Source organism: Micromonospora sp. KC213 (assembly GCF_004348325.1).
GTDB lineage: Bacteria > Actinomycetota > Actinomycetes > Mycobacteriales > Micromonosporaceae > Micromonospora.
Map to the genome: position 1 here is coordinate 1 of NZ_SMKF01000094.1, position 22,733 is coordinate 22,733.

The 22,733-nt window shown below is 72.2% G+C and carries 19 protein-coding genes and 1 pseudogene; 7 read left to right on the forward strand and 13 right to left on the reverse strand.

What is annotated here, in order from left to right; translation table 11 throughout:
• Positions 1-148: 148 nt before the first annotated feature.
• The 7 genes from E1166_RS18970 to eno all read right to left on the reverse strand — a co-directional run bounded on the left by E1166_RS18970 (position 149) and on the right by eno (position 5,736).
• Positions 149-1,207, reverse strand: a complete 1,059-nt coding sequence (locus E1166_RS18970; protein WP_132340645.1) for a hypothetical protein — start codon at positions 1,205-1,207, stop codon at positions 149-151.
• Positions 1,204-1,536: a PadR family transcriptional regulator gene (locus tag E1166_RS18975; protein ID WP_132266179.1), complete on the reverse strand. Its 333-nt coding sequence runs from the start codon at positions 1,534-1,536 to the stop codon at positions 1,204-1,206. Before E1166_RS18975 ends, E1166_RS18970 begins: the two co-directional genes overlap by 4 nt.
• Positions 1,537-1,706: 170 nt before the next feature.
• The gene (locus E1166_RS18980) at positions 1,707-2,663 is read right to left on the reverse strand and encodes a Ppx/GppA phosphatase family protein (protein ID WP_132340659.1); all 957 of its coding nucleotides are present in this window, start codon (positions 2,661-2,663) and stop codon (positions 1,707-1,709) included.
• A 42-nt stretch (positions 2,664-2,705) separates the two neighbouring features.
• Positions 2,706-3,215 carry an amino-acid N-acetyltransferase gene (locus E1166_RS18985; protein WP_243706263.1) on the reverse strand — a complete coding sequence of 170 codons (510 nt, stop codon included), beginning with the start codon at positions 3,213-3,215 and terminating at the stop codon, positions 2,706-2,708.
• Positions 3,212-3,769: a DUF501 domain-containing protein gene (locus E1166_RS18990; protein WP_132266185.1), complete on the reverse strand. Its 558-nt coding sequence runs from the start codon at positions 3,767-3,769 to the stop codon at positions 3,212-3,214. The genes E1166_RS18985 and E1166_RS18990 overlap by 4 nt, the downstream gene beginning before the upstream one ends.
• 34 nt (positions 3,770-3,803) lie before the next feature.
• Positions 3,804-4,421, reverse strand: coding sequence for a septum formation initiator family protein (locus tag E1166_RS18995; RefSeq protein ID WP_132266189.1), 618 nt, complete (start codon positions 4,419-4,421; stop codon positions 3,804-3,806).
• 31 nt (positions 4,422-4,452) lie between these two features.
• Positions 4,453-5,736 (reverse strand): phosphopyruvate hydratase, encoded by a 1,284-nt coding sequence (eno, locus tag E1166_RS19000; RefSeq protein WP_132266192.1) that lies wholly within the window; start codon positions 5,734-5,736, stop codon positions 4,453-4,455.
• Between the two features lie 222 nt (positions 5,737-5,958).
• Between eno and E1166_RS19005 the strand changes: the two genes are divergently transcribed.
• Positions 5,959-6,651, forward strand: a complete 693-nt coding sequence (locus tag E1166_RS19005; protein ID WP_132340647.1) for a hypothetical protein — start codon at positions 5,959-5,961, stop codon at positions 6,649-6,651.
• 7 nt (positions 6,652-6,658) lie between these two features.
• Here E1166_RS19005 and E1166_RS19010 read toward each other — a convergent pair whose 3' ends face one another.
• On the reverse strand, positions 6,659-8,278 hold the full coding sequence (locus E1166_RS19010; protein ID WP_132340649.1) for a DUF885 domain-containing protein: 1,620 nt from the start codon (positions 8,276-8,278) through the stop codon (positions 6,659-6,661).
• A gap of 124 nt (positions 8,279-8,402) precedes the next feature.
• Between E1166_RS19010 and E1166_RS19015 the strand changes: the two genes are divergently transcribed.
• The 3 genes from E1166_RS19015 to E1166_RS19025 are packed head-to-tail and all read left to right on the forward strand — an operon-like array spanning position 8,403 to position 11,763.
• Complete coding sequence (locus E1166_RS19015; RefSeq protein ID WP_132266202.1) at positions 8,403-8,927, forward strand: PadR family transcriptional regulator; 525 nt, start codon at positions 8,403-8,405, stop codon at positions 8,925-8,927.
• Positions 8,924-9,604, forward strand: coding sequence for an ABC transporter ATP-binding protein (locus tag E1166_RS19020; RefSeq protein ID WP_132340651.1), 681 nt, complete (start codon positions 8,924-8,926; stop codon positions 9,602-9,604). The genes E1166_RS19015 and E1166_RS19020 overlap by 4 nt, the downstream gene beginning before the upstream one ends.
• Entirely contained in the window at positions 9,601-11,763 is a 2,163-nt protein-coding gene (locus E1166_RS19025; RefSeq protein WP_132340653.1) for an ABC transporter permease, read from the forward strand. Before E1166_RS19020 ends, E1166_RS19025 begins: the two co-directional genes overlap by 4 nt.
• 59 nt (positions 11,764-11,822) lie before the next feature.
• Here the strand turns inward: E1166_RS19025 and E1166_RS19030 are convergent, their stop codons facing one another.
• The 3 genes from E1166_RS19030 to mfd all read right to left on the reverse strand — a co-directional run bounded on the left by E1166_RS19030 (position 11,823) and on the right by mfd (position 17,377).
• The gene (locus tag E1166_RS19030) at positions 11,823-12,809 is read right to left on the reverse strand and encodes a nucleoside triphosphate pyrophosphohydrolase (protein WP_132340655.1); all 987 of its coding nucleotides are present in this window, start codon (positions 12,807-12,809) and stop codon (positions 11,823-11,825) included.
• Positions 12,806-13,588: a hypothetical protein gene (locus E1166_RS19035; RefSeq protein WP_132266217.1), complete on the reverse strand. Its 783-nt coding sequence runs from the start codon at positions 13,586-13,588 to the stop codon at positions 12,806-12,808. The genes E1166_RS19030 and E1166_RS19035 overlap by 4 nt, the downstream gene beginning before the upstream one ends.
• A gap of 129 nt (positions 13,589-13,717) precedes the next feature.
• Entirely contained in the window at positions 13,718-17,377 is a 3,660-nt protein-coding gene (gene mfd, locus E1166_RS19040; RefSeq protein ID WP_132266220.1) for a transcription-repair coupling factor, read from the reverse strand.
• Between the two features lie 175 nt (positions 17,378-17,552).
• Between mfd and E1166_RS19045 the strand changes: the two genes are divergently transcribed.
• A complete protein-coding gene (locus E1166_RS19045) occupies positions 17,553-18,461 on the forward strand; it encodes a cyclase family protein (protein ID WP_132266223.1) in 909 nt (302 codons plus the stop codon).
• Between the two features lie 108 nt (positions 18,462-18,569).
• On the opposite strand, the gene E1166_RS19050 is transcribed toward E1166_RS19045, so the two are convergent.
• The gene (locus tag E1166_RS19050; protein ID WP_132340657.1) at positions 18,570-18,878 is read right to left on the reverse strand and encodes a hypothetical protein; all 309 of its coding nucleotides are present in this window, start codon (positions 18,876-18,878) and stop codon (positions 18,570-18,572) included.
• Between the two features lie 205 nt (positions 18,879-19,083).
• Here E1166_RS19050 and E1166_RS19055 point away from each other — a divergent pair, with 205 nt between their 5' ends.
• Positions 19,084-19,311 (forward strand): winged helix-turn-helix domain-containing protein, encoded by a 228-nt coding sequence (locus E1166_RS19055; RefSeq protein WP_132266226.1) that lies wholly within the window; start codon positions 19,084-19,086, stop codon positions 19,309-19,311.
• A gap of 157 nt (positions 19,312-19,468) precedes the next feature.
• The gene (ppc, locus tag E1166_RS19060) at positions 19,469-22,255 is read left to right on the forward strand and encodes a phosphoenolpyruvate carboxylase (protein ID WP_132266230.1); all 2,787 of its coding nucleotides are present in this window, start codon (positions 19,469-19,471) and stop codon (positions 22,253-22,255) included.
• Between the two features lie 153 nt (positions 22,256-22,408).
• On the opposite strand, the pseudogene E1166_RS19065 reads toward ppc, so the two are convergent.
• Positions 22,409-22,733: pseudogene (locus E1166_RS19065) on the reverse strand (hypothetical protein); the annotation flags it as partial.

Consider the following 22,733-nt stretch of genomic DNA (forward strand, 5'->3'; position numbering starts at 1 on the left):
GGCTCTGGGGTGGCGGGCGGTACGACCTGCTCGGCCAATGACGTTCCTTCCCGGGACGGGGCTGTGAGCAGACGACACCGTAGTCACCAAGATCGAAGCCTGCTGACCCGCCGGACTCAGCCGTTCAGCCATTTCCGGAAGCCGATGCTCACCCAGTCGGCGTGGGGGCCGGCGTCGCGGTGGCCGTCGGACCGGCCGTCAGGTCGACTGTCGGCGTCACCGTCGGGGCCGCGGGCGTCGGCGTCGGCGTCGGCGCAGCCGGGGTGCCGGTCGTCGGCGCGGTCCCGGGCAAGGCCGGCACGTCGACCGTCGGTGCGACCCCGGGCACGTCGGGAACGGCGACCGGCGGGCGGGGCCGGAAGGGTGCCTGCTGCGGGCAGTACGGGTAGCCACGCTGCACCGGGTTGACCTCGGGCAGGGTCGGGGCGTCGCAGGACGGCCAACCGAGCCGGATCGGGGTGCCGTTCTGGTCGAACAGCCGCGCGTTCTCGACCAGCCGACCCTCACTGTCGTAGACGTAGACGTCCTCCACCGCCTCGTACGGGTGCCCGACCGAGACCGTGTCGTACCCGTACGTGCTGTCCCAGTTGGCCCGCTCGTCCGCCTGCACCAGCACGGTCAGGCCGAAGATCACCAGGACCACCGTGCCGGCGTGCATCAGCCGGCGCGGCCAACGCTTCAGCGTACCGACGTTGCGGCCCAGCCAGATCGAGGCGAGCACAAACCCGACCAGCAGGAGAGCACCGGCGACGACGCTGTGCCCGAGCCGGGGCAGCAGGGCAACGTCCCCGTTGCTGCTCAGCACGCCGAGCAGCAGGGCGGCCAGGTAGCCGCGCAGCACCCACCACGCCGGCCGGAGCAGCCGCAGGAACTCACCCGCCGAGGCGTACCCGAGCAGGGGGCCGAGCCGGGCGTCGACGCGGGCCAGCCGGCCGCGGGCCCCGCGCACGACCGCCCCGATCCGCGACTCCAGGTTGCGGCTGCCGTCGGTCCGTTCACCCGCGCCGGCGGCGGCCCGCAGTTCGGCGGCGTACGCCTCCGGCTCGCCGAGGCGCTGCACCAGCGAACCGTCCCCCTCGGCGGCGACCTCCGCGAGATGCTCCGGCAGATCCTCGGTCAACTCGTCGCGGAGCGCCGGTGGCAGGTCGGCCAGCGCGGCGCGTACCCGTCCGACGTAGTCCGTGATCTCCTGCCCCGTGACGGTCATGCCGCCATCCCCCGATCGTCGAGCAGTCTGTCCATGGTGGTGGCGAAGGAGCGCCAGGTCTTGCCGGAGCGGGTGAGCTGGTCCCGCCCGGTGGCGTTGAGTGAGTAGTACTTGCGGTGCGGCCCGGACTCGCTCGGCACCACGTACGTGGTGAGCAGCCCGGCGGCGAAGAGCCGGCGCAGCGTGCCGTAGACCGAGGCGTCACCGACCTCCTCCAGCCCGGCCGCCTTGAGCCGGCGCAGGATGTCGTAGCCGTAGCCGTCGGAGTCCCGCAGGACGGCGAGCACCGCCAGGTCCAGCACACCCTTGAGTAGTTGTGTGGTGTCCACAGCTTCACACACTACTGCGCAGTGCGGAATACCGTCAACAGCGTGATAGCTGCGCAGCTGGGCGCACTGCGATCTCCACGAGGTTGTCGACCTCGACCAGGACCTCACCGCGCCAACCGCCGCAACGGTTCGGCGTCGCGCTGCGCGGCCTCCCGCGCGAGATCCCGCACCTAGCTGCGACGGTCGTCCGCCGCGGTCTCCGCGAGGCTCCAGGCGATGCCGTCGAGGATGTCGTGCTCCGAGGCGACCACCGAGGACATCCCGGCCCGCTCCATGATCACGCGCAACACCAGCGCACCCGCCCCGATCACGTCAGCCCGCCCCGGGTGCATCACCGGGCTGGCCAGCCGCTGCTCGCGGGTCTTCGCCAGCAGGTCGGCGGTCACGTCGGCGACCCGGTCGTAGGACACCCGGGCGTGGTGGATGCGCTTGGGGTCGTACTCCGTCAGGCCCTGGGCGATCGCGACGACGGTGGTGACCGAACCGGCGAGGCCGACCAGCGTGGCGACCTCCCGCCCCGGGACGGCCGCCAGCGCGCGGTCCACCGCGACCGCGATGTCGGCCTGCGCGGCGGCGATCTCGTCCAGCCCCGGCGGGTCGCCGTGCAGGTGCCGCTCGGTCATCCGGACGCAACCGATGTCCATCGAGATCGCCGCCTGCACGCCCTCGGTGCGGGTACCGACCACGAACTCGGTCGAGCCGCCTCCGATGTCGACCACCAGGTACGGCGGCTCGGCGTCGGCGGGCAGGCCGCGCACCGCGCCGGTGAAGGAGAGCCGGGCCTCCTCGTCGCCGGTGACCACCTCGGGGGCGACGCCCAGGGTCCGCTCCACCATGGCCCGGAAGTCACCGGCGTTCTCCGCGTCGCGCGACGCCGAGGTGGCGCACATCCGTACCCGCTGCGCGCCGAGCCGCTCGATCTCGGCGGCGTAGTCGGCCAGCGCCAGCCGGGTCCGCTCGATCGCCTCGGGAGCAAGCCGGCCGGTCCGGTCGACGCCCTGACCGAGCCGGACGATCTCCATCCGGCGGGTCAGGTCAACCAGCGGCGCCTGCGGGCCGGCCGACGGGTCGGGCAGATCGGCGACCAGCAGGCGGATGGAGTTGGTGCCACAGTCGATGGCGGCCACGCGCGTCGTCACGGCAGCAACCCTACGGCAGCCGGTCCGCCGCTACAGGCGCAGCAGCATCCGGGTGTTGCCCAGGGTGTTCGGCTTGACCCGTTCCAGGTTCAGGAACTCGGCGACGCCCTCGTCGTACGAGCGGAGCAGCTGTTCGTAGACCGGCTGCGGCACCGGCGCACCGTCGATCTCGGTGAAGCCGAACGAGGCGAAGAACCGGGTCTCGAAGGTGAGCACGAAGATCCGGGCCACCCCCAGTTCCCGGGCCGCCTCGATCAGCTCGGCGACGATCCGGTGACCGATCCGCTGCCCCCGGCAGGCCGGGTCCACCGCGACCGTGCGGATCTCGGCCAGGTCCTCCCACATCACGTGCAGCGCGCCGCAGCCGACCACGGTGCCGTCGCCGGCCACCGCGACCCGGAACTCCTGCACGTCCTCGTAGAGGGTGACGGTGGCCTTGCTCAGCAGCCGCCGGTCGTCGGTGTAGGTGTCCACCAGCCGCCGGATCCCGCGCACGTCCCCGGTGCGGGCCCGCCGAACGACGACCTCGCCCGTGCTCACTCGACGACCGGCAGGTCCACACAGGGACCGGCCGCCCACCATCGCTCCACCAACGCGAGGGTCTCGTCGCCGAACGGGTTGACCCCGGGCCCGGCGGCCAGCGCGTGTCCCAGGTGCACGTGCAGGCACTTCACCCGCCCGGGCATCCCACCGGCGGAGATGCCGGCGATCTCCGGCACCTCACCGATCGCCTCCCGGCGGGTGAGGTAGTCCTCGTGCGCCGCCCGGTAGCGGGCGGCCAGCTCCGGGTCGGCGGCGAGGCGGTCGGCCATCTCCTTCATCAATCCGGCCGACTCCAGCCGGCTGCACGCCGCCGTCGCGCGGGGGCAGGTCAGGTAGAACAGCGTCGGGAAGGGGGTGCCGTCGGTCAGCCGGGGGGTCGTCTCCACCACGTCCGGCAGGCCGCACGGGCAGCGGTGGGCCACCGCCCGGGTACCCCGGGGCGTGCGTCCGAGCTGCGCGGCCACCGCGGCCAGGTCGGCCTCCGTGGCCGGTTCGCGCTTCGGCGGGGGTACGGAGTCCGCCGCCGGCTCCTGCGGTGGTACGACAGTCACGGTGCCCATCTCTCGTTCGGTGCCGGGGTGCTGCTCACTGGTCGGGGCGCTCCGCGTTCGCCGCCCGCACGCTCGACCACAGCGTGTCGTACCAGGGATCCGGGTCCTTCGGCGGGGCCTTCGGCCGCCCGGCCGCGGCGTCCCGGGCAGCCCCCTCCGGGTCGTACAGCACGATCACCGGGGTCTCGCCGGGCGGGACCATGAAGAAGCGCTCCCGCGCCTTGATCTTGATGTACTCCTCGTCCTGCCACTTCGCGGCCTCGGCCGACAGCCGGGCGATGTCCTGCCGCTGGGCGACCTGGGCGGCCTCCATCCGCTCGATGTCCACCTGCTGGTCGAGGTAGACCCGGACCGGATAGGTGTACGCCAGGGCGAGCGCGATCAACACCGCGAAGAGCACGGTGGCCCGCCCGGTGAAGCGTCGGGGGTGGGGTGCGGTCAGCCGCCTGATGGTGCCACCGGTCGCCGTACGCCGGGCGGCGGCCGGACGGCTCGCGGAGCGTACGCCGTCGGTGCCCCGCACCCGCGCGGCGCTGCGCGGCTCGGCACGGATCCCACCGTCGCGGACCGACGTCCGGGCGCGGGCCCCGCCCGGCCGACCGGTCGGTCGGCGGGCGGGACGCGGGCCACCCGGTGTGCGGCGCTGCTGCATCGTCACACCCCTCCCCCGAGGCTTCGCGTCGTCAGGCGGAACGGTAGCGCGGGAACGCGCCCGCGCCGGCGTACCGCGCCGCGTCGGCCAACTCCTCCTCGATCCGCAGGAGCTGGTTGTACTTGGCGACCCGGTCGGAGCGGGCCGGGGCGCCGGTCTTGATCTGGCCGCAGCCGGTGGCCACCGCCAGGTCGGCGATGGTGGTGTCCTCGGTCTCGCCGGAACGGTGGCTCATCATGCAGGTGAAGCCGGCCCGGTGGGCAAGGTCCACCGCGTCGAGGGTCTCGGTCAGCGAACCGATCTGGTTGACCTTCACCAGCACCGCGTTGGCGGCCTTCTCCGCGATGCCCCGGGCGATGCGCTGCGGGTTGGTGACGAACAGGTCGTCGCCGACGATCTGGATCCGGTCGCCCACCGCCGCGGTCAGGGTGGCCCAGCCGCTCCAGTCGTCCTCGGACAGCGGGTCCTCGATGGAGACGATCGGGTAGTCGCCGATGAGCTTGGTGTAGTAGTTGCTCATCTCCTCGGCGCTCTTCGCGCTGCCCTCGAAGGTGTAGGTGCCGTTGTCGAAGAACTCGGTGGCGGCCACGTCGAGGGCGAAGACGATGTCGGCGCCCAGCCGGTAGCCGGCCTTCTCGACCGCCTCGGCGATCAGGTCCAGCGCGGCGGCGTTGGTGGGCAGGTTCGGCGCGAAGCCGCCCTCGTCGCCCAGGCCGGTCGACAGGCCCTTCTTCTTCAGCACCGACTTGAGCGCGTGGTAGACCTCGGTGCCGGAGCGCAGCGCCTCACGGAAGCTGGGCGCGCCGATCGGAGCGATCATGAACTCCTGGATGTCGACGTTGGAGTCGGCGTGCGCCCCACCGTTGAGGATGTTCATCATCGGCACCGGCAGCAGGTGCGCGTTCGGGCCGCCCAGGTAGCGGAAGAGGCTGAGCTCGGCGCTGCCGGCGGCGGCCTTCGCGACGGCCAGCGAGACACCCAGGATGGCGTTGGCGCCCAGCTCGGCCTTGTTGTCCGTGCCGTCGAGGTCGAGCATCTTCTGGTCGATCAGCCGCTGCTCGCTGGCCTCGTACCCGATGAGCTGGTCGACGATCTTGTCTTCGATGTTGGCGACCGCCTTCTCGACGCCCTTGCCCTGGTAGCGGTCGGAGTCACCGTCGCGCAGCTCGATCGCCTCGAAGGCGCCGGTGGAGGCGCCGGAGGGCACCGCCGCGCGGGCGATCGTGCCGTCGTCGAGGCCCACCTCGACCTCGACCGTCGGGTTGCCCCGCGAGTCGAGAATCTCCCGGGCCACGATTCCCTCGATGGTTGCCACTGAGTCGCTCCTCGTTCGTGTGTGCGAGTCCGGTATGGGCCGCGACGGTGCGGCGGAGGCAAGTGTTGAACGCAGCGTATCGGGCGGCGGCCCGGCGCATGGCGTCGCCCGGGCCACGGGCCGTACCGTGCACCGCGCACCCAGCCGGACATTCCCGGATTCTCCGGCCTCAACCGGCAACGGGTTTGCGTCCGGTGGACCCGATCGACCAGGCTGGTCGCCATGCCCGCCGTCTTGCCCACCCTCCGCGTGCTCACCGTGTCGGTCATCGCGTCGCTCTCCGTCACCGGCTGTCAGGCCCTGACCGACACCGGGCGCGTCCTCGGCCGGTCCGACCTGGTCAACGACCTGGCCGCGCGACTGGACGGGGCGCTGACCGAGACCTGGGCCGCCGACTACCAGTTCGACGGCGGGCGGACCGCCTCGATCGCCCAGACGCAGCAGCCGCTGCGCTCGACGTACACCTGGCCGGACGGCAAGATCACCGTCACCCAGGACTCGATCACCCGGTGCGCGACCGCCGGTGGGCGTACCAACTGCACCGTGCTGCCTCCGACGGTGACCGCCGGCAAGCCCTCGGTGCTGGTCTACACGGAGGCGAAGAAACTCGGCCTGGTCACCCCGCCGGCGGTGATGCGGCTGCTCACCGACGCCGCCCTCGATCCGGACGCGGTGATCACGCAGAGCGACACCACGGTGGCCGGCCACCACGCCACCTGCGTGGATGTCCGGCGCTCCACCGACGCCTTTCACACCTGCGTGACCAGCGAGGGCGTGTTGGGCAGCTTCGCCGGCACGCTCGACGGCCGTCCCACCGAGATGACGCTGAACCGGTTCTCCGCGGCGGTGGACGCCACCGCGTTCGACCTGCCGGCCGGTGCCGGCGTGGTCGACCGCCGCCCGGCCACCTCCTGACGCGGGATCAGATCCCGAGCAGGGTACGCAGGTGGCGCGGCGGCGGGCAGTCGTGCGCCAGCATCGCGTCGTGCCACTCGCGCACCGACACCCCGGCCGGTCGGACCCGGGCGATGTCCGCCATCTCGCTCCACCCGACGAAGTACGTGGAGAGCTGGGTGGAGGTGAGCAGCGCCCGCCGCCACTTGCCGGCCGCCTCGCCCTCCTCCTGGAAACCCCGCCCGGTCATCAGCGCCATCGCCTCGGCCTCGGGCAGCTCCTCGCAGTGCACGAGCTGGTCGAGCAGCGCGTTGATGGTCATCCGTAGCTGCATCTTGAGCTGCTGCAACCGCACCGGCAGACCACCGAAGCCGAGGCCGACCATCAGCTCCTCGGCGTACACCGCCCAGCCCTCGATGAACACTCCCGACTCGGTCAACGGCCGGACCCGGGTCGGGCCGGCGTACCGGCGGGCGTGGGCGAGTTGCAGGAAGTGCCCCGGCATCGCCTCGTGCACGGTCAGGTTGCGGATCATGTGGTCGTTGTACTCGCGGTAGAACGACTCGACCCGGTACGCGGGCCAGCCGGCCGGGGTGGGCGCGATGCAGTAGAAGGTGGGCAGGTCCGCCGTCTCCAGCGGGCCGGGCGAGTCGCAGTAGGCGACCGCCACCCCCCGGGCGAACTCCGGCATCTCCTGGATCACGCACGGGTCGTCGACCAAGGTCACCAGGTCGTGCGCGCGGACGAAGTCGGTCGCCTCGTCCAGGGTGACCGAGGCGAGGTCCACGATGGTGTGGTTGTCGGGATGCTCGGCGGCGAGCAGGTCCAGCGCCCGGCGTACCGTCTCGTCGTCGGCCGGCCCGCCGACCAGCTCGACCGCCGCCGACCGGATCTCCTCGGTGACCCGGTCCAGGTTGTCCCACGCCCGCCGCTGGACCTCCGCCGCGCCCAGCTCCGTGTCGAGGGTGTGCCACAGTCGCGCCTCCCAGCGCCGCCGCCCCAGCCGGGGGTCGCGCCCCGGGCCGGCGTCGGCGGCCAGGCCGTCCCGCAGCCAGGCCACGAACTCCTCCAGCGCGGCGATGGCACCGGTGGCTGCCGGCCCCAGCCGGTCGTATCCGGCGGGCACCTGGGCCAGCAGCGCCGGCACCTCGTCGCGGATCAGCGCCGCGGTGCCGGTGAACTGCCCGACCGCCGTCTCGGCATGGATCCGCGGCATGTCGCGCAGCGTCGCCCGCGCGGTCGCCAGGGCGTCGGGTACGGCCGCCAGCCGCCCCGCCAGGTGGGTCAGCCGCTCCTCCACCGGGGCGTACGGGCGGGCGAACAGGGCGTGCAGCACCGGGCCCGGGTTGTGCCGCAGCGGGTCCCACTCGTGGCTGCGGATCTCGGCGTTGTCGAACAACGCCCGGTCCACGAAGGAGCTGAGCAGGGCGTGATCGACCCGCTCGTCGACGTCGAGGGCGTCCGCGTCCAGCTCGGCGAGGGCGTCGGCGGCGTCGGTCAACATCGCCTGGTCCGCCGCGACGGCGTCGGCGGAGAGGTCGGGTAGCCGGTCGTCGTACCGGTGGTCCCCGACGGACGTGGCGAGGCCGGGGCGGCTCTCCAGCAGGGCGTCGACGATCCGTTCGGCGAGGGGTACGAAGGACTCCATCCCCCGACCCTACCGACGCCTGCGCACCCGCCGTGGCACGCGGCCCGGCTCGGTTATCCACGATCCGGAACCATGAACAAGGCGGCTATGCACGCGGTGTATACCCTCAGTGTAGTCTGCTGACATGAACGTTCCTGTCACCCTCCTCGGCCTGCTCGAACGGGAGCCCAGCCACGGCTACGACCTGAAACGCGAATATGACGCGTACTTCGGCCGCGGCAAGCCGCTGCCGTTCGGCCAGGTCTACTCGACACTCAGCCGACTGGCCCGCGACGGCAAGGTGGTGATCAGCGAGGTCGGTCCGGGTGACGGGCCCGACCGCAAGCGCTACGTCATCACGGACCTGGGCGCGACCGAGGTGGAGCAGTGGCTCACCCAGCCGGTCGAGCCGGAGCCGCATCTGCAGACGGTGCTGTTCGCCAAGGTCGTGCTCGCGTTGATGCTGGACCGCCCCGCCGGTGAATACCTCGACACCCAGCGCCGCGCGCACCTGCAACGGATGCGCGAGCTCACCGAGATCAAGCGCACCGGCGGTCTCGTCGACGCGCTGCTGGCCGATCACGGCCTGTACCACCTGGAGGCGGACCTACGGTGGATCGAGATGACCGGCGCTCGGCTGGACGCCCTCAAGAAGGAGGTGCGGCCATGACGATCGCGATCGAGGCGCGGAACGTGATGTTCTCGTTCGGCAGGACCCCCGCGCTGCGGGGGGCCAGCATCGCCGTGGAATCGGGCGAGATCCTCGCCATCATGGGGCCCAGCGGCTCGGGCAAGTCGACGCTGCTGCACTGCCTGGCCGGCATCCTTGTTCCCGGCTCCGGAGAGGTCCTGTTCGACGGAGCCCGGGTCGACTCCATGACCGAGGCCGAACGCAGCAGGCTGCGCCGGGACCGCTTCGGGTTCGTCTTCCAGTTCGGTCAGCTCGTCCCGGAGCTCACCGCGGTGGAGAACGTCGCCCTGCCGTTGCTGTTCGGCGGGGTCCGCCGGACGGAGGCGCTGCGAAAGGCGTACGGCTGGTTCGAACGGCTCGGCATGGACGGCATGGAGCAGCGCCGATCGGGGGAGCTGTCCGGTGGCCAGGCGCAGCGCGTCGCCCTCGCCCGCGGCCTGGTCGCCGGGCCGAAGGTCCTCTTCGCCGACGAGCCGACCGGCGCGCTCGACTCGCTCACCAGCGAGCAGGTCATGGACCTGCTGGTCGCCGTGGCCCGTGAGCAGGGCACCACGGTTGTCCTGGTGACCCACGAACCACGGGTCGCCGCGTGCGCCGACCGCGAGGTCATCGTCCGCGACGGGCGCGTGAACGCGCCGGATCGGATCGCGTCATGATCGGCTTCGGGCTACGCCTCGCGGTGGCCGGCGGCCGGGAGGCGCTCACCCGGCTCGTCATCATCGCCGCCGCGGTCGCCGTGGGCGCCGGGCTCCTGCTGACCACCCTCGCCGGCGTCAACGCCGTCAACGCGCAGCTCACCCGGTACGCCTCCCTGCATCCCACCGCCTCGACGGGCGGCACCGCGGATCCGCTGTGGTGGTCGACACGGGGCGATTACTTCCGCGGCGAGCAGATCATCCGCATCGACGTCGCCGCGACCGGGCCGGACGCGCCCACCCCCGTCGGCATTCCGAAGACGCCGGGGCCGGGCGAGTACCACGCCTCGCCGGCGATGCGGCAACTGCTCGCCGCCAACCCCGCCGACCAGCTCGGCGACCGCTACCCGGGGCGCGACGTCGGCACGATCGGTCCGGCAGCGCTCACGTCGCCGGACGCCCTGCTCATCATCGTCGGCGGCGCCCCCGACGAGGTCGCCAAGCTGCCGAGAGCCAGACAACTCACCAGCATCGGCGACAACACCCCCGCGCTCCCCGAGACCGTGGTGAATCTCATCATGGGCGTGATAGCCGGTGGTCTGCTGTTTCCGGTGCTGATCTTCATCGGCACCGCCACCCGGCTCAGCGCCGCCCGCCGGGAGCAGCGGTTCGCCGCGATGCGCCTGGTCGGCGCGACACCGAAACAGATCTCGATGATCGCGGCGGCCGAGGCGGCCGCTGCGGCCGTCGTCGGCACCGCCCTCGGCTTCGTGCTGTTCTTCGCCTTCCGCGGCCACCTCGCCGCGATTCCGTTCACCGGCATGCGGTTCTTCACCGACGACATGTCGCTGGGAGCGCTGGACATCCTGGTGGTCGCGCTCGGCGTTCCGGCCGGCGCGGTGCTGGCGGCGCGGGTCTCGCTACGACGCGTCCGGATCTCCCCGCTCGGCGTCACCCGGCGGGTCACCCCCCGGCCCCCGCGCGCGTACCGGCTTATCCCGCTCGCGCTCGGCGTCGCCGTGCTGGCATTCGCCCTCGTCCACCGGCCCCCCACGGCGGACGGCCAGACCGCCGTCTTCCTGCCCGGACTGCTGCTGATCATGGCCGGACTGATCCTCGCCGGCCCCTGGCTGACCATGATGGGCGCCCGGGCCATGGCACGGCGCGCCAGCCGACCTGCCACGCTCATCGCCGCGCGGCGCCTCGCCGACAACCCGAGGGCCGGCTTCCGGGCGATCAGCGGCATCATGCTCGCCCTCTTCGTCACGAGCGTGGCCGTCGGCGTGATCACCACGATCGTCGCCAATCGCGGCCCGGCGCCGATCGGATCGACCGACGCCGGCACACTGTCCACCGTCTTCACCGAGAACCCGCCGTCGGTGCCCGACACCGTGCTGACCGACCTGCGCGCGGTCCCCGGCGTGCGCAGCACGACGGTGGTCCGCGAGAACCCGGCCCTCGGCAACGGCCGCGATCCAGGGTTGGTCGCGTGCACCGACCTTCCGCCGGCGTACGGCCGGTGCGCCGACGGCGTCACCGTTGCCGAGGTGCCGATGAACCTCATACCCTTCGAGCAACCGGCATCCTCCACGAGGGTCTGGCCCGCCGCGTCCGTCACGTTCGACGAACTCCAGCGGTTGCCGGTGGCGTCGATCGTCGTCGGGACCGACGCTTCGGCCGCCGCGCTGGAACGCTCGCGCACCGTTCTCGAGGTTGCCTACCCGACGGAATTCTGGGTAGCCCCCAACGTGCCCGGCGACTTCGAGGCCGACTTCGCCAACCAGGTACGCGGCTGGCAACAACTGGCCCACGTCATCATCATCGCCAGCCTCGCACTCGCCGGCTGCAGCCTGGCGGTCAGCGTGGTCGGCGGCCTCAGTGAACGCAAGCGCCCGTTCAGCCTGCTCCGCCTCAGTGGCGCGCCGGTGCGGACCCTGCGACGCGTGGTTCTCCTGGAAAGCGCCGTGCCGATGCTCGCCGTGGCTGTGGTCGCGGTCGGCATGGGCTTCCTCGCCGCCCAGTTGTTCCTCAAGGCGCAGATGGACTACACGCTCACCGCTCCAGGCGGAGGGTTCGCCGCCATCGTGATCGTCGGCTTGGCCGCCTGCCTCGGCATCATCGCCTCCACCCTGCCGTTGCTGGAGCGCATCACCGGCCCAGAGACCGCACGCAGCGAATGACCGGGAGGGTCGGCGGGGGGATCACACCCCGGGAGGCGGTGCGGCGGCGGCGCGCGAGATCAGGGGCGAGCGGCGCGTTCGGCGGCGCGGACGGCGTCGGCGTACGCGAGGGTGGTGCGCCGCAGCGCCGCCTCCGCGTCGATGCCGGCCTCCCGGGCGGCGGCGACCGTGGCCAGCAGGCTCGCGCCGAGCCTCGCCTCCGGATCGACCTGCGAGTCGGCCAACGGGGGCGGGACGGCCAGGCCGACCCGGCCGGCGCGATCCAGGACCTTCGCCGCCAGGGCGAGCGCCGGCTGGCTCAACGCGATGCCGTCGAGCACCGACGCGCGGGCCTTCTCCTCCCGCTTGATCCGCTCCCAGCTGGCCTCGATCTCCTCGATGGTGCCCGCCTCGCCGCCGGCGAAGACATGCGGGTTGCGGCGAACCATCTTGTCCACCAGGACGCCGGCCACGTCGTCGACGTTCCACCGCTCGCCCTCGGGCAGGTTCTCCGCCAGCCGCGCGTGCAGCAGCACCTGGAGCAGCACGTCGCCCAACTCCTCACGGAGCGCGTCGGTGTCGTCGGCGCTGATCGCGTCGTACGCCTCGTAGCACTCCTCCAGCAGGAAACCGGCGAGGCTACGGTGGGTCTGCGCCCGCTTCCACGGGTCGCCGCCCGGGGAGGCCAGCCGGTCCATCACCTCGACCGCGTCCAGCAGCCGCGCGCCGGGCGGATCCCACGAGCCGTACATCAGCTCCAGTTCGGCCAGCCCCGGTTCCCGGGCCAGCCGCAGCCCCAACTCCCGGGCCAGCGACTCGTCGCCGGTCGGCCCGGCCAGCCAGACCGCCGTACCGTGCCCGGCGACCGCGTCGAGCAGCGCCTGGGTGGCGCCGGTGTCGACCAGGGTGACCTCGACGCCCGCCGCCCGGACCGCCACGGTCAGCGGGCTCTCCGCGCCGGCCAGCACCGGCGCGGAGCGTACGGCGTCCCAGGCGGCGGCGGTCAGCAGGCCGGCAGGCAGCCGGGGTGAGGTGACCAGCAGGACGATCCGGGCGCAGGTGCTCAGGGCGCCACCGCCTGCTGCTCGTCCGGGGTGACGGCGGGGTCAGGGGTCGAGACCTCGGTGACCGGGCTGCTCGCCTCGACGTACGGCAGGGCGTAGAAGATCAGCTCCTGGCCCTTGTTCACGAAGGAGGGCACCCCGAGAGGCGTGAAACGCGGGTTCACCGAGAGGTCGACCTTCTCGGCCTGCTCCTCCAGCCCCGCGCTGAGCGCCGCCGCTGAACGCACGAATCCGCCGTCGCCGAAGACCTGCCGTACCTGGGCCACGGTCAGCCCGGGCTGGATCCCGCCAACCTTCGCGATGGCGTGGTAGACCGCCATCACCGACTCGTCGCTCAGCTCGGCCGGCGGCAGCTGCTGGTTGAGCGTCGTGGAGATGTCCACCCACTCGCCCCACAGCTTCGCGTACTCGGCCTGCGGCGGCATCCGCAGCTCCGGGGCGAGCTGCTCCGGGGTGAACTGGTCGGTCACCGACAGGCCCCGCTCGGCCACGATCCGCTTGCCCAGGTCGATGCTGACCAGCAGGTTCACCACGTCCTGCCGGGTCACCGTCGAACGGAGCTGATCCGCGGTGGGGGTGGCGCCGGCCTCGGTGGCCTGCTGCCGGACCGCCTCCGCGAAACGCGACTGGGCGTCGTCGTAGATCTCGTCCACCCGGTCGATGGAGTAGGTGCGGTCCCCGACGTACGCCGCCACGTCCGGCGACATCCTGCCGCAGGCGGTCAGAGAGAGGACACCGAGAGCCGCGACGCTGGCGGCGGCGATGAGACGGCGAGCACGCATGACGGTCACTCTCTCATGCCCTCCCCGCTGCGGCGACAGCCCCCACCCACTCCTCGGGCTCGCCTGTGTCACCTTCCACTCGCCACTGCGGGGCGGGCAGAACCGGCCCACTCCTCGGGCTCGCCTGTCTCACCTTCCGCTCGCCACTGCGGGGCGGGCAGAACCGGCCCACTCCTCGGGCTCGCCCAACACGTCGGAGAGGAGTTGGGCGCACCACTCCAACAGCGCCTGGTCGCGCAGCGGCTCACCGCCCACCCGCCGGGTGCTCGGCCGGGGCACGCTGACCTGGTCGAGGGCCTGCTTGTAGACCGAGTCCGGGTGGTACCGCTTGAGCCGCAGCTGCTTCGAGTCGGGCAGCGGCAGCGGGCCGAACCGGATGTGCTTGCCCTGCAACGACACGTCGGTGAGGCCGTACCGGCGGGCCAGCAGCCGGAACCGGGCCACCGCGACGAGGTTCTGCACCGGAGCGGGCGGTTCGCCGTACCGGTCGGTCATCTCGGCGACCACCTCGCGCAGCCGCTCGGAGTCGCGCGCCTCGGCGAGCTTGCGGTACATCTCCAGGCGCAGCCGTTCCACGCCGACGTAGTCGTGCGGCAGGTGCGCGTCGACCGGCAGGTCGACCTTGACCTCGCTCTCCTCCTCCGGGCGCTCGCCCTTGAACGCCGACACCGCCTCGCCCACCATCCGGACGTACAGGTCGAAACCGACGCCCTCGATGTGGCCGGACTGCTCGCCGCCGAGCAGGTTGCCGGCGCCCCGGATCTCCAGGTCCTTCATCGCCACGTACATGCCGGCGCCCAGCTCGGTGTGCTGGGCGATGGTGGCCAGCCGCTCGTGCGCGTGCTCCGTGAGCGGCTTGTCCGGCGGGTAGAGAAAGTACGCGTACGCACGCTCCCGGCCCCGGCCGACCCGGCCCCGGATCTGGTGCAGCTGGGCCAGGCCGAGCAGGTCGGCCCGCTCCACGATCAGGGTGTTGGCGTTCGGGATGTCGATGCCCGACTCGACGATCGTGGTGCAGACCAGGACGTCGAACTCCTTCTCCCAGAAGCCGACCATCACCTTCTCGAGCGCTTCCTCGCCCATCTGGCCGTGCGCCACCGCCACCCGCGCCTCGGGCACCAGCTCGCGGATCCGCCGGGCCGCCCTCTCGATCGACTCCACCCGGTTGTGCAGGTAGAAGACCTGCCCGTCGCGGAGCAGCTCGCGGTGGATGGAGGCGGCCACCTGCCGATCGTCGTACGCCCCGACGAAGGTGAGCACCGGGTGCCGCTCCTCCGGCGGGGTGGCGATGGTGGACATCTCCCGGATGCCGGTGATCGCCATCTCCAGCGTCCGGGGGATCGGGGTGGCCGACATGCTCAGCACGTCGACCGAGGCCCGCATGCTCTTCAGGTGTTCCTTGTGCTCGACGCCGAAACGCTGCTCCTCGTCGATGATCACCAGTCCGAGGGACTTGAACCGGGTGGCCGACTGGAGTAGCCGGTGGGTGCCGATGACGATGTCGACGGTGCCGTCGGCGATCATCTCCAGCGTCCGCTCGCTCTCCTTCGGGGTCTGGAACCGGGACAGCTGCCGGATGGACACCGGGAACTGGCTCATCCGCTCGGCGAAGGTGTTGTAGTGCTGCTGCACCAGCAGCGTGGTGGGCACCAGCACCGCCACCTGCTTGCCGTCCTGCACCGCCTTGAACGCCGCCCGGACCGCGATCTCGGTCTTGCCGTACCCGACGTCGCCGCAGATCAGCCGGTCCATCGGGACGGTCTGCTCCATGTCCCGCTTGACCTCCTCGATCGCGGAGAGCTGGTCCGGCGTCTCCTGCCACGGGAAGGCGTCCTCCAGCTCCCGCTGCCAGGGGGTGTCCGGGCCGAACGAGTGCCCCTTGGACGCCTTCCGGGCGGCGTAGAGCTGGATCAGCTGGGCGGCGATCTCGCGGACCGCCTTGCGAGCCCGGGCCTTGGACTTCTGCCAGTCCGACCCGCCCATCTTGTGCAGGGTGGGCTGCTCGCCGCCGACGTACCGGGAGAGCTGGTCGAGCTGGTCGGTCGGGACGAACAGCCGGTCGCCGGGCTGGCCACGCTTGCTCGGGGCGTACTCGATGACCAGGTACTCCCGGCTCGCGCCGTTGACCGTGCGTTGCACCAGCTCGACGTACCGGCCGATGCCGTGCTGCTCGTGCACGACGTGGTCGCCGGTCTTCAGCTCCAGCGGGTCGATGGTGTTGCGCCGCCGGCTCGGCATCCGGCGCATGTCCCGGGTGGAGGCGCCCCGGCCACCGGTGACGTCGTTGCCGGTGAGCAGCACGAACTTCGACGCCTCGTCGACGAAACCGGTGGTCAGCCGCCCGCAGCAGACCAGCAGCTCACCGGGGGCCGGCGCGGTCGGCACCTGGTCGACCAGGCGGGCGCCGAGGCCCGCGTCGTGGAGCACCTCGACGGCCCGCTGGGCGGGACCGTGCCCCTCGAAGACCAGCGCGATCGACCAGCCCTCACCGGCCCAGCGCTTGAGGTCGTCGACCACCCGGGCGGTCTCGCCGTGGTAGAGCGGGGCGGGTTGGGCGGCCAGGGTCACCGCGATGGCGTCGTCCGGGGTGACGTCGACCTCGCCGGGCGCGTCCTCCCACGGTTGCCGGGCCGGGGCGGTGGCGTCGGCCTCGGCCAGGCCGAACGGCGCGAGCGTCCACCACGGCTGGCGCAGGGCACGGGCGTGCGCACGGACGTCGGCGAGGGTCCGGAACGCGGCGGCGCCGACGTCCACCGGGGCCTGCCCGCCGGTCGCGGCGGCCTGCCAGCTGGCCTGGAGGAACTCGTCGGAGGTACGGACCAGGTCGTGCGCCCGGGTGCGGATCCGCTCCGGGTCGCAGAGCAGCACGTGGGTGCCGGCCGGCATGCAGTCCAGCAGCAGTTCCATCGAGTCGGGCCCGATCAGCGCCGGGGCGAGGGATTCCATCCCCTCGACCGGGATGCCCTCGGCCAGCTTGTCGAGGATCTCGGCCAGTTCCGGGTGCTCCTCGGCGAGCGCGGCGGCCCGCTTCCGCACCGCCGGGGTAAGCAGCAGTTCCCGGCAGGGCGGGGCCCACAGCCGCGGCACACCCTCGATGGTCCGCTGGTCGGCGACGGCGAAGGTGCGGATCTCCTCCACCTCGTCGCCCCAGAACTCGACCCGGGACGGGTGCTCGTCGGTGGGCGGGAAGACGTCCAGGATGCCACCGCGTACGGCGAACTCTCCCCGCTTGGTGACCAGGTCGACCCGGGCGTACGCCAGGTCGGTGAGCCGGCGGGCCACCTCCTCCAGGTCCGCCTCGTCGCCGGCGGCGAGCTGGACCGGCTCCAGGTCGCCGAGTCCCTTGAGCTGCGGCTGTAGCAGGGACCGGACGGGGGCCACCACGACCCGCAGGGCACCGCTCCGGCCGTCCAGCTCCATCGATGCGGGGTGTGCCAGCCGGCGCAGTACCGCCAGTCGCCGGCCCACCGTGTCGGAGCGCGGCGAGAGCCGTTCGTGCGGCAGCGTCTCCCAGGACGGAAAGACCTCCACCTGCTCCGGCGGGAGGAGGCTGGCCAGCGCGGCGGCCAGGTCGTCGGCCTCACGGGTGGTGGCGGTCACCGCGAGCACGGGACGTCCGGCCCCACCGGCTGGCTCGTCGGCGGCGACGGCGGCGACGGCGAACGGGCGCAGCGCGGCCGGGGCCGTGAGGTCCAGCCCGTCCACCTGGGCGGCACCGGAGCGCGCCAGGTCACGCGCCCGGGCCAGCCCGGGGTCGGCCAGGGCGGCGGTGAACAGTCCGGTGAGCATCAGTGACCACTTCCCCGCGGGAGCACACGACGATCACCCCTCGCCCGGTCTGGACGGGGGGTCTGCGTCTCGACACTATCTCCACGAGACCCGATCGGCCCGCCTGCCATGGCGGACCCAGGTGACCCACAGCCGGGATCTTGACTGGGTGGGCGGCGAATGGTCGGGTGGGGGCATGACGGGGCAGCATCGCGCACAATTCGACGCAGAGATCACCTTCGCCAACGGTGGCGGTCTGCGGACCGACGGTTTCCGGCTGGACATCCCCGGCCCGGACATCGACGACGACGAGCTGGCCGCACTCCTTGTCCGGCACCTCGGGCTGCTGATGGTGGACACGGTACGGATCAGCAACAAGACGATCATCGAGGAGCCGCACAAGGGCGGTCGTGGTGTGGCCGCACCCGACGGCGGCGGGGCTCGACGCCTGGTCGAGCTGAGCCACGTGGTCACCGACGGGATGGTCACCCTGCCCGGCTGGCCGGCACCCCGGATCACCGAGTGGCTGACCCGGGAGGCGTCCCGGGCGAACTACGCCCCGGGCACCGACTTCCAGGTGGGCCGGATCGACATGATCGCCAACACCGGCACCTACCTGGACGCTCCGGCACACCGGTACGCCGACGGCGTGGACCTCACCGGCATACCGTTGGACCGGCTCGCCGACCTGCCCGGCCTGCTGGTCCGGGTGCCGGCCGGCACGCGGGCGGTGGACCGGCTGCTGCTGGCGCCGTACGACGTGGCCGGGCGGGCGGTGCTGCTGCACACCGGCTGGTCCGCGCACTTCGGCACCGACCGGTACGCCGCGCCCGACGCACCCCATCTCACCGCCGACGGGGCACAGGCACTGGTCGAGGCGGGCGCGACCCTGGTCGGCATCGACTCGATCAACATCGACGACATGAGCCCGGCCGCGCGGGGCGAACGCCCCGCGCACAGCGCCCTGCTGGCCGCCGGCATCCCGATCGTGGAGCACCTGACCGGTCTGGACGCGCTGCCGCCGGAGGGGTTCCGGTTCACCGCCGCCCCGCCGAGGGTGGCCGGGATGGGCACCTTCCCGGTCCGCGCCTTCGCCGTCGTCTGACCGCCCCCGGTTGGCAAGATCTACTCCGATTGCGGCGTGTCGGCGTATCCGGAAGACCAGATACCCCCGTCTGCCGCAATCGGAGTACCACTCGCCGGCGACGACGGTTCAGGCCACCCGGAGCGCGGTCGGGCCCAGCCGGCGCACCAACCGTTGGGACAGGTACGCGAGGGCGCGGGACTGGGCCAGGTCGAGCGGCCACCGGTCGACCTCAGCCCCGGCGGACAGCTCCAGCAACAGGCCGGACGGCGGGGTCGGGCCGACCTCCATCCGCCACAGGCCGAGCCGGGCCTGGATCACCTCGTCACCCCGGACGGCCGTGTCGACGAGACGGGACAGGTGCAGGTCGTTGCGCCCGGCGCAGTCCGGGCCGCGTAGGCACCAGTGGGGGTGGGTGTCGTTCGATAGGTTGTCCACGGGCCGGGGTCCTTCCCGGTCAAGGCCCGGGGATCGGAGTGCCACCTCCACCCCGGGCCGCCTTGTAGGTCTGGGAGACCTGCCACGGTCGCCCTCCTGAACCTAGAACTACCTGTCATGTCAGGTCAAGCCCTTGCAGCACATTTCATTGACGGTCCGCGTCCAGCCGTGATCACATGGGCACACCTGCCACGGAAGTCTGCCCATGCCTGCCTACACCAAGAAGCAACGCCTCATCGACACGTTGACCCGGCGCATCGAGTCGGGCGAGTATCCGCCGGGTGCCAAGCTGCCGTCCGGCACCGAACTCTGCCTTGAGTTCCAGGTCTCTCGCCAGGTGGTGCGATCCGCCATCGACTGGCTGAAGGCACGCGGGCTCGTTGACGGCGCACCCGGAGCGGGTGTCTTCGTTCGGGATCCCGGCGCTCAGTAACGAGCCCGCAGGCCGGAGCCGCCCCGTCAAGAGGTGCGGCCATCCATGATCGTGGGGAAGGTGACATCCCGGTCCCCCTCCTTACCGAGGGGGCGGCACGGATACCATCCAGGGAGTCGGACAGCGCTGTCCTTCGTACTCGCGTAAGGAGCGCATGGTGACCGACCAGCACGACCACGACGGGCCCGACGCCGCTCTCCGGGCCGACATCCGCCGCCTCGGCACCCTGCTCGGCCAGACCCTGGCCCGCCAGGAGGGTCGGCCCCTGCTCGACCTGGTCGAGGAGATCCGCGCTCAGGTCCGCTCCGACCCCCCGGCCGCCGCGCGGCAGCTCGGCGGGCTGGACGTGACCACCGGCACCAAGCTGGCCCGCGCCTTCTCCACCTACTTCCACCTGGCGAACATCACCGAGCAGGTGCACCGGGCCCGGGAGCTGCGCCGTCGCCGCGCCATGCACGGTGGCTGGCTGGACCAGGCGGCCAAGATGATCGCCGAACGCGGCGTGCCGGCCGAGGAGATCGCCGCGGCGGCCCGCCGGCTCGCGGTACGCCCGGTGTTCACCGCCCACCCCACCGAGGCGGCCCGCCGTTCCATCCTGTCGAAGCTGCGCGCCGTCGCCGACGAGTTGGACGCCGAGACCGCCAACGCGATCCTCTACGGCGCCAGCGACGAGGGGCCGGCCAACCGGCGGCTCGCCGAACTGCTCGACCTGATGTGGCAGACCGACGAGCTGCGGCTGGACCGGCCCGACCCGACCGACGAGGCCCGCAACGCCATCTACTACCTGCGCGACCTGTACGCCGAGGCCGCGCCGCAGGTCCTCGACGACCTCGCTGACACACTGCGTACCCTCGGTGTGGAGACCTCCCCGACGGCCCGGCCGTTGACCTTCGGCACCTGGATCGGCGGCGACCGGGACGGCAACCCGTTCGTCACCCCGGCGGTCACCCGCGAGGTGCTGCGCATCCAGCACGAGCACGGCATCGCCGCCACCGAGAAGGCGATGGACCACCTCATCAACGAGGTCTCCGTCTCCCGCCGGCTGCGCGCGGTGTCGCTGGACCTCTCCGCCAGCCTCGCCGCCGACCTGGACGCGCTGCCGGAGGTGGCACCCCGGTTCCGTCGGGTCAACGCCGAGGAGCCGTACCGGCTCAAGGCCCGGTGCGTGAAGGCGAAGCTGGCCAACACCCGACAGCGGCTGCGCAACGCCACCCCGCACGTGCCGGGGCGGGACTACCGCGGCTCGGCCGAGCTGATCGCCGACCTGGAGCTGCTGCGTGCCTCCCTCGCGCGCAACTCCGGGCAGCTCACCGCCGTGGGCCGGCTCGCCTCCACGATCCGTACCGTCTCCGCGTTCGGCCTGCACCTGGCGACGATGGACGTCCGGGAACACGCCGAGAAGCACCACGAGGTGCTCGCCCAGCTGTACGCGGCCGTCGGCGAGGTCGCCGACTACCCGGCGCTGAGCCGGTTGGAACGCACCAAGCTGCTCGCCGACGAGTTGACCGGCCGCCGGCCGCTCTCCACGATGGACACCCCGCTGACCGAGAGCGCGCAGAAGACGTTCGACGTGTTCGGCACGATCCGGGAGGCGCAGGACCGGTTCGGCGCCGAGGTGATCGAGTCGTACATCATCTCGATGACCCTGGGTGTCGACGACGTGCTCGCCGCGGTGGTGCTGGCCCGCGAGGCCGGCCTGGTCGACGTGCACAGCGGGCGGGCCCGGGTCGGCTTCGTACCGCTGCTGGAGACCCCGGCCGAGCTGAACGCCGGCGGCGACCTGCTGGACGAGCTGCTGTCGCTGCCCGCCTACCGGGCCCTCGTCGCGGCCCGTGGCGACGTGCAGGAGGTGATGCTCGGCTACTCCGACTCCAACAAGGAAGCCGGCATCACCACCAGCCAGTGGTCCATCCACCGGGCTCAGCGCGCGCTGCGCGACGTGGCCGCCCGGCACGGCGTACACCTGCGGCTCTTCCACGGCCGGGGCGGCACGGTGGGTCGCGGCGGCGGCCCCACCCACGAGGCGATCCTGGCTCAGCCGTACGGCACCCTGGACGGCGCGATCAAGGTGACGGAGCAGGGCGAGGTCATCTCCGACAAGTACACGCTGCCGGCGCTGGCCCGGGAGAACCTGGAGCTGACCGTGGCCGCGGTGCTCCAGGCGACACTGCTGCACACCGCGCCCCGGCAGCCGGCCGAGATGCTGGAACGCTGGGACGCGGCGATGGACGTGGTCTCCGACTCGGCGTACCGGTCGTACCGGTCATTGGTGGAGAATCCGGACTTGCCGGCGTACTTCTGGGCCTCCACCCCGACCGAACTGCTCGGCGCGCTGAACATCGGCTCCCGGCCGGCGAAGCGGCCGAACACGGGCGCCGGCCTGGGCGGCCTGCGGGCCATCCCGTGGGTGTTCGGCTGGACGCAGACCCGGCAGATCGTGCCGGGCTGGTTCGGTGTCGGTTCCGGCCTCGCCGCGGCCCGCGCCGCCGGGTTGGACGACGTGCTCGCCGAGATGCACCGCAACTGGCACTTCTTCCGCACGTTCCTGTCGAACGTCGAGATGATGCTGACCAAGACGGACCTCACCATCGCCCGCCGCTACGTGGAGACGCTGGTCCCGAAGAAGCTGCACCCGATCTTCGAGACGATCGAGCAGGAGTACGAGCTGACCAAGCAGGAGGTGCTGGCGGTCACCGCCTCGCCGGCCCTGCTGGACAACTCACCGGTGCTTCAGCGCACCCTCGCCGTGCGGGACACCTACCTGGAGCCGCTGCACCACCTCCAGGTGGCGCTGCTTCGCCAGTACCGCGACTCCGGGGCCGCCGGGCGTGCGGTGGCCACCGCGCCGGGCGGGCGGCGGGCTCCCAGCGACGGTACGGCGTTGGAGCGGGCGCTGCTCACCACGGTCAACGGCATCGCCGCCGGCATGCGCAACACCGGCTGACTGTCCCGCCGGCGCTCTGCCGCCGCCTTGCCAGCGCTGTGCCACGCCAGTTGCGGCAAAGCGGGGTGTCCCGCACCTCTGACACCCCGCTTTGCCGCATCCCGTGTCGATCATGCCCGGCCCAGGGATGACCGGGCAGCGGCACCGAAGCCGTCAGTCGCCGAACCCACCACCGAAGTCACCACCACCGAAATCACCACCACCGAAGTCACCACCACCGAGGTCACCACCACCGAGGTCACCGGCCCCGGCGTCGCCGGCCCCGGCGTCGCCGCCGGTGACGTCCCCCTGGTCGCCGTAGTCGGCGCCGTCGCCGAAGCCCTCCTGGTAGCCGGCCTCGTAGCCAGGGTCGGCGAAGGCCGGGGAGAACAGCGCGTCGGCGATCAACATGCCGCCGATCACCCCGGCGCCCGCGCCCAGCGCGGTCTTCCACCACGGCGTGGAGTACCAGCCGGCCGGCACCGGCCGCCCCTGCACC

Excerpts from the sequence above, each read along its gene's own strand:
- E1166_RS19045 (WP_132266223.1), top strand. The coding sequence starts at position 17,553 with ATGACGGGGCAGCATCGCGCACAATTCGACGCAGAGATCACCTTCGCC.
- E1166_RS19025 (WP_132340653.1), top strand. The coding sequence starts at position 9,601 with ATGATCGGCTTCGGGCTACGCCTCGCGGTGGCCGGCGGCCGGGAGGCG.
- E1166_RS18995 (WP_132266189.1), bottom strand. The coding sequence starts at position 4,421 with ATGCAGCAGCGCCGCACACCGGGTGGCCCGCGTCCCGCCCGCCGACCG.
- E1166_RS19010 (WP_132340649.1), bottom strand. The coding sequence starts at position 8,278 with ATGGAGTCCTTCGTACCCCTCGCCGAACGGATCGTCGACGCCCTGCTG.
- E1166_RS19015 (WP_132266202.1), top strand. The coding sequence starts at position 8,403 with ATGAACGTTCCTGTCACCCTCCTCGGCCTGCTCGAACGGGAGCCCAGC.
- E1166_RS19035 (WP_132266217.1), bottom strand. The coding sequence starts at position 13,588 with ATGCGTGCTCGCCGTCTCATCGCCGCCGCCAGCGTCGCGGCTCTCGGT.
- mfd (WP_132266220.1), bottom strand. The coding sequence starts at position 17,377 with ATGCTCACCGGACTGTTCACCGCCGCCCTGGCCGACCCCGGGCTGGCC.
- E1166_RS19020 (WP_132340651.1), top strand. The coding sequence starts at position 8,924 with ATGACGATCGCGATCGAGGCGCGGAACGTGATGTTCTCGTTCGGCAGG.
- E1166_RS18970 (WP_132340645.1), bottom strand. The coding sequence starts at position 1,207 with ATGACCGTCACGGGGCAGGAGATCACGGACTACGTCGGACGGGTACGC.
- E1166_RS19005 (WP_132340647.1), top strand. The coding sequence starts at position 5,959 with ATGCCCGCCGTCTTGCCCACCCTCCGCGTGCTCACCGTGTCGGTCATC.
- E1166_RS19055 (WP_132266226.1), top strand. The coding sequence starts at position 19,084 with ATGCCTGCCTACACCAAGAAGCAACGCCTCATCGACACGTTGACCCGG.